4 protein-coding genes are annotated in these 6,283 nt (G+C 74.8%); 1 reads left to right on the top strand and 3 read right to left on the bottom strand.

Annotated elements, in window-relative coordinates; genetic code table 11:
• The 3 genes from nrfD to fdh form a co-directional block, all read right to left on the bottom strand.
• Nucleotides 1-576: NrfD/PsrC family molybdoenzyme membrane anchor subunit (nrfD, locus tag EBN88_RS27730; RefSeq protein ID WP_199742511.1), on the bottom strand; the 576-nt coding region annotated here is incomplete at its 3' end.
• Nucleotides 573-1,538, bottom strand: a complete 966-nt coding sequence (locus tag EBN88_RS27725) for a 4Fe-4S dicluster domain-containing protein (protein WP_122399787.1) — start codon at nucleotides 1,536-1,538, stop codon at nucleotides 573-575. The genes nrfD and EBN88_RS27725, both read right to left, overlap by 4 nt.
• Before the next feature lie 3 nt (nucleotides 1,539-1,541).
• Complete coding sequence (fdh, locus tag EBN88_RS27720; protein WP_122399786.1) at nucleotides 1,542-4,784, bottom strand: formate dehydrogenase; 3,243 nt, start codon at nucleotides 4,782-4,784, stop codon at nucleotides 1,542-1,544.
• 145 nt (nucleotides 4,785-4,929) lie between these two features.
• Here fdh and EBN88_RS27715 point away from each other — a divergent pair, with 145 nt between their 5' ends.
• Nucleotides 4,930-5,928, top strand: a complete 999-nt coding sequence (locus EBN88_RS27715; RefSeq protein WP_122399785.1) for an NADPH:quinone reductase — start codon at nucleotides 4,930-4,932, stop codon at nucleotides 5,926-5,928.
• Nucleotides 5,929-6,283 lie beyond the last annotated feature (355 nt).

The following is a 6,283-nucleotide window of genomic DNA, read 5'->3' as shown; positions in this document are numbered from 1 at the left end:
GGTGTAGGTCGCGACGGCGGGCCCGAGCCCGCCGGCGGCCAGCGTCGCCGCCGTGCCCAGACGCGGCAGCAGCCCGGTCGCCGCGCTGGCCGCCGCCAGCCCGGCGGCCGGGGCGTAGCCGGCCAGCAGCCAGGAGCCGACGCTCATCGGCGAGGTCGGCTTGGCGACCCGCAGCATGTTGAGGAACCGGGCCGGCCGCCCCAGGTCGTGGACCAGCGCGACGGTGGAGAGCGAGATCGCGCCCAGCGAGCTGAGCTTCAACGCCCGCGCGGTGGCCGGCCGCCCGGTGAGCTGCGCGGCGGCGGCCAGCGTTGAACCGGCGCCGGCGAGCCCGCCCAGGAACATGTAGCCGGCGATGTCGCGGGCCTCCCAGGCCGGCACCTTGAGCACCGGCCGGCCGTAGTACGAGGTGAACTCGGCCTGCGGGACCATCCGTCGCTCCCGCTGCCGGCCGCCGGCCAGCGCCGCCCCACCGCCCGGACCGTTGCCGGAGCCGTCCAGCCCGTTGCCGAACAGGGCCTCGCGCCCGGGGTGGACGCCCTCAAGCCCCTCGCGGGTGACGCGTGCCTCGCTCATCGCTTCCTCCTCATGACGCGGGACGTCCGGGGCATCCGGGACATCCGGTGGACGGCGGCCAGCCCGCCGAGCAGGGCGAGGGCGGCCAGCGCGGCGTGCCGCCACATGGTGGGCAGGTCGCGGGTGGTGACCTTCGGGTCGGGCGGCAGCCCGTAGACCTCCGGCTCGTCCAGCAGCAGGAAGAACGCGGCGGCCCCGCCGACCCCGTCGTCCGGGTCGTGGCCGTAGAGCCGGGCGTCCGGCACGCCGTTCTCGTGGAGTTGGGCGACGCGGCGCTCGGCCCGCTCCCGCAGCTCGTCCAGCGGCCCGAACTGGATGGACTCGGTGGGACACGCCTTGGCGCAGGCCGGTTCGAGGCCGGCGCCGAGCCGGTCGTAGCAGAGGGTGCACTTGAACGCCCGCCCGTCGCCCGGGCGTTGCTCGATCACGCCGAACGGGCAGGCCGGCACGCAGTAGCCGCAGCCGTTGCAGACGTCCTGCTGGACGACGACGGTGCCGAACTCGGTGCGGAACAGCGCCCCGGTGGGGCAGACGTCCAGGCAGGCCGCCTCGGTGCAGTGCTTGCAGACGTCGGAGGACATCAGCCAGCGCAGCTCGGTGCGCCCGTCGGCGGTGGGCGGCCCGGGGGTGGTCGGCGTCATGGCCGCCTCGTCGACGGGCGTGGCCGAGCCGCGCGCGGCGAGCGCCAACACGTCGAGGTCCTCGTGCGGTTGGTGGGCCTGCTGCCCGCCGAGCGGCTTGGTCTGCTCGACGAACGCGACATGGCGCCAGGTGGAGGCGCCCAGCTCGCCGGTGTTGTCGTAGCTCATGCCGGTGAGCGCGAGACCGTCCTCGGGCACCAGGTTCCACTCCTTGCACGCCACCTCGCACGCCTTGCAGCCGATGCAGACGGAGGTGTCGGTGAAGAAGCCCACCCGTTCCTGGGACGGCGGCGGCTGTCGGTCGGTGGGGAACGTGGTCAACGGTCAGACCTCCGTGCCGGTCGCGGTGGTGACGCCCGCCCTGCGGCGGTAGTCGTCGAGCAGGTCGAGCAGGGCCGGGCCCCGGGGGCGGCGGCCGGGGCGGATGTCGGCGGAGAGCGCCTTGACCTCCTGGATGTGGACGTTGGGGTCGAGCGCGATCGCGGACAGCTCGTTGGCCGCGTCGCCGGTGGCGTAGCCGTTGGGGCCCCAGTGGTACGGCAGCCCGATCTGGTGCACGGTGCGCCCGTCGGCGCGCAGCGGCGCCATCCGCGCGGTGACCAGCACCCGCGCCTCGACCGCGCCGCGCGCCGTGACCACCGTCGCCCAGCCCCGGTGGGTAAGGCCGCGCTCGGCGGCCAGCTCGGGTGAGACCTCGCAGAAGAACTCCGGCTGGAGTTCCGCCAGATACGGCGACCAGCGGGTCATCCCGCCGGCGGTGAAGTGCTCGGTGAGCCGGTAGGTCGTCACCACGAACGGGAAGACCGCCGCGCCCGGCTCGTCGCCCGAGGGGTGGTACAGGTTGCCGGGGCGCGGATAGGTCAACCGGACCGGGGAGCGCGGGTGTTCGCCGTGCAGCGCGTTGCCGAACGGGGAGTCCTGCGGCTCGTAGTGGGTGGGCAGCGGGCCGTCCGTCAGCCCGGCCGGGGCGTAGAGCCAGCCCTTGCCGTCGCCCTGCATCACGAACGCGTCGTCGCCGCGCAGCGCCGCGACGCCCTCCGCGCCGGGCTCGGGCACATGGTCGGGCGGCAGCCCGGGCACGAAGTCGGGCACGTCGTGGCCGGTCCAGCGGCCGGCGGACTCGTCCCACCAGACGAGGGCCTTGGCCTCGCTCCAGGGCCGGCCGTCGGGCGCGGCGGAGGCGCGGTTGTAGAGGATGCGGCGGTTGGCCGGCCAGGACCAGGCCCACTCGGCGGCCATCCAGTCCTGTTCGGTGTGCGGGCGGCGGCGGGCGGCCTGGTTGACGCCGTCGGCGTAGACGCCGCAGTAGATCCAGCAGCCGCAGGAGGTGGAGCCGTCGTCGCGCAGCTCGGTGGAGGCGGACAGCGGGGCGCCGTCGGGGCCGCGCCCGTTGATCTCGGCCAGCACCGACGCGGCGACGGGCTCGGCGAGTTCGCCCTCCAGCGGGTAGTCCCAGGCCAGGTCGAGGAAGAGCCGGTCGGCCGGGTCGGTGGAGTCGGCGAGCTTCGCGCGGATGCGGGCGCCGAGGTGGTAGGCGAACCACAGCTCGCTGCGCGCGTCGCCGGGTGGCTCGACGGCGGCGTGGTGCCACTGGAGCCAGCGGTTGGTGTTGGTGAACGATCCCGACTTCTCGGTGTGCGCGGCGGCCGGCAGGAAGAAGACCTCGGTGGCGCAGGTCTCGGGGGACAGCTCGCCGGTGGCCACCTCGGGCCCGTCGCGCCACCAGGTCGCGGACTCGATCAGCTGGAAGTCGCGGACCACCAGCCAGTCGAGGTTGGCCATGCCGAGGCGTTGCAGGCGCGCGTTGGCCGAGCCGACGGCCGGGTTCTCGCCGAGCAGGAAGTATCCCTTGCAGTCGCCGTCGAGTTGGGCGAGGACGGTGTCATAGGTGCTGTGGGAGCCGGTGATGCGCGGCAGGTGGTCGAAGCAGAAGTCGTTCTCGGGGGTTGCCGCTTCCCCGTAGTACGCCTTGAGCAGGCTCACCAGGTAGGCGCGGGTCTCGGCCCAGTAGCCCTTGTGGGTGCGGACGGTCTCCACGAAGGAGTCCAGGTCGGGGTGGGTCGTGGCGCGCGGCATCGGGAGGTAGCCGGGCAGCAGGTTGAACAGGGTGGGGATGTCGCTGGAGCCCTGGATGCTGGCGTGGCCGCGCAGCGCCTGGATGCCGCCGCCGGGCCGGCCGATGTTGCCGAGCAGCAGCTGGAGCACGCTGGCGGCGCGGATGTACTGGGCGCCGACGGTGTGTTGGGTCCAGCCGACGGCGTAGACGAAGGCGCTGGTGCGGTCGGGCCCGGAGTTGGCGGTGAGCGCGTCGGCGACCTGGAGGAACGTCGCGCGGGGCACGCCGGTCACCCGTTCCACCATCTCGGGGGTGTAGCGGGCGTAGTGGCGGCGGAGGATCTGGTAGACGCAGCGGGGGTGGCGCAGCGTCTCGTCGCGCTCCGGGTCGGGCGGCACGTCCTGGCCGCCGGAGCCGTGCGACTCGGAGCCGGCGGCGCGGTGTTCGACGGCGACCCCGTCGTGCGGCTGGGCGGCGGGGCTGCCGGTGGGCGCGCGCACGGTGGTGCCCCGGTAGGCCCAGCTCGCCGGGTCGTAGACGCCGTGTTCGGGGTCGAGGCCGGAGAACAGCCCGTCGAGGTCCTCGGTGTCGCGGAACTCCTCGCCGACCAGGGTGGCCGCGTTGGTGTAGGCCAGCACATACTCCCTGAAGTCCCGTTCCTCGAACAGGACATGGCGGATCAGCCCGCCGAGGAACGCGATGTCGCTGCCGGCGCGGATCGGCACGTGCAGGTCGGCCAGGGCGCTGGTGCGGGTGAAGCGCGGGTCGACATGGACGATCGTGGCGCCGCGCGCCTTGGCCTCCATCACCCACTGGAAGCCGACGGGGTGGGCCTCGGCGAAGTTGGAGCCCTGGATCACCACGCAGTCGGAGTTCTGGAGGTCCTGCATGAAGGTGGTGGCGCCGCCCCGGCCGAAGGAGGTGCCCAGGCCGGCGACGGTCGAGGAGTGGCAGACCCTGGCCTGGTTCTCGACGGAGACGATGCCGAGCCCGGTGAAGAGCTTCTTCAGCAGGTAGTTCTCCTCGTTGTCCAGCACGGCGCCGCCCAGGCTGGCGATGCCCAGGGTGTGCGCGACGCGCTGGCCGTTCTCCTCCCAGCGCCAGGTGGCGCGGCGGGTGGCGATGACCCGGTCGGCGATCATGTCCATCGCGGTGTCCAGGTCCAACGGCTGCCAGTCGGTGGCGTGGGGCGGCCGGTAGAGCACCTGGTCCTCGCGGGTGGCGGAGGTGACCAGCTGGCGGGTGGCGGCGCCCTTGGGGCAGAGCCGGCCCCGGCTGACGGGCGAGGCGGGGTCGCCCTCGATCTGGGTGATCCGCTCGTCCCTGACGAAGATCCGCTGGCCGCAACCGACCGCGCAGTACGGGCAGATGGAGTCCACCACCCGGTCGGCCTCCTCGGTGCGGGCGCGCAGCGCCTCGGTGCCGGGGGAACGGGCGGCGGCCCCACGCGGGTCCTGCCCGGCCAGCTGCCGGTAGACCGGCCAGTCCTGAATCCAGGTCCGCACGCCCATGGACGGTGTTCCTTCCCTCGCGCCCGCTGCCCGTTCCGCGCTCTTCGATGGCCTTTCCCGGCGAAAAGCGCGGAATGGGAAGATCCTCACCTGGTTGCCCCCCTGGCGCGAGTCGGGAGGCGCCGGGGCTGGCAGCATCGGGTCCATGGAAGCGGCGTTTGTGGAACGGCTCGGGCCCCCGGGCGAGATCCGGCTGGGGCTGCTGCCCCGGCCCGCCCCGGGGCCGACGGACGTGCTGGTGCGGGTGGAGCTGACCACCGTCAACCCGGTGGACGCGCTGGTGCGTTCGGGTGCCTTCGTCACCCCGGTGCCGCTGCCGCTGGTGCTGGGCAGGGACGCGGTGGGCACGGTCGCCGAGGCCGGCGAGGGCGCCGGGTTCACCGCCGGCGAGCCGGTGTGGACCAACAGCCTCGGGCACGGCGGCCGGCAGGGCGCGGCCGCGCAGTACGCGGTGGTGCCGGCCGACCGGCTCTATCGACTGCCGGCCGGCGTCGACCCGACGACGGCGGTGACCGTGCTCCACCCGGGGGCGACGGCCTGGCTGGCACTCTTCCGCCACGGGCGGCTGCGCCCGGGCGAGACGGTGGTGGTGGTCGGGGCGGCGGGGAACGTGGGCGGCGCCGTCGTCGCGTTCGCCGCCGAGGCCGGCGCGCGGGTGCTGGCGCTGGCCCGCCCGGCGGACGCCGACCACTGCCGGGCGCTGGGCGCGGCCGAGGTGTTCGACTACCGGGACCCGGCGCTGACCGGGGCGCTGGCCAGGGCGGCGCCGGAGGGCGTGGCCCTGGTGGTGGACGCGGCCGGCCGCAACGACCTGGCCTGGGCGGTCGAACTGCTGGCGCGGCGCGGCCGGTTGGTGCTGCTGGCCGGCGCCGGCACCCGGCCGACGCTGCCGGTCGGGGCGCTCTACCAGAACGACCTGTCGGTGCGCGGCTTCGTGATCTCCAACGCCACCGTGGACGAGCTGGCCGAGGCGGCGGCCGGCGTCAACCGGCTGCTGGCCCTCGGGCGGCTGTCCTCCCGCCGGGCGACGGTCCGCCCGCTGTCGGCGATCGTCGACGAACACCGCCGCGTGGAGGACGGCACGGCCCACGGCCGCCGCGTGGCGCTCCGCACCAGCGCGGCCCTCCACCCGGTGCGGGGGTGAGGGGGCTACTCCGGTCGGTCCTCCGCGCCGTGCTGGGCCACGCGGACCTCCGCGAGAAGCCGCTCCATCGCCTCCCGCTTCTCCGCCGCGGAGCGCACGGGCAACCCGGCGGCTTCACGGTACTCGCGCGCCCTGCGCTTGGTCTCCTCGTCACCCTCCCCTCGGAGCTGGTATCCACGGGGACGACGCGATCGAGGCGGGCCCGGAATGAACCGGGGGCTGTGCCCGACCGCGTTCGCGCCGGGTCGGCCCTGATCCGGCGGGCCGGACCGCCCCCGCCCGCTCGCGTCAGCCCGCCACCGCGCGGGTGCCCGGGGGGAGTTGCCCGCCGGCGCCCCGGGTGCCGGCGGGGCCC

The sequence above is a fragment of the Streptomyces triticirhizae genome, assembly GCF_003696235.1.
Taxonomy (GTDB): domain Bacteria; phylum Actinomycetota; class Actinomycetes; order Streptomycetales; family Streptomycetaceae; genus Streptomyces; species Streptomyces triticirhizae.
The sequence above is the reverse complement of the archived record's forward strand: the minus strand, read 5'-3'. Positions and strand labels throughout refer to the sequence as shown.

Excerpts from the sequence above, each read along its gene's own strand:
- fdh (WP_122399786.1), bottom strand. The coding sequence starts at position 4,784 with ATGGGCGTGCGGACCTGGATTCAGGACTGGCCGGTCTACCGGCAGCTG.
- EBN88_RS27715 (WP_122399785.1), top strand. The coding sequence starts at position 4,930 with ATGGAAGCGGCGTTTGTGGAACGGCTCGGGCCCCCGGGCGAGATCCGG.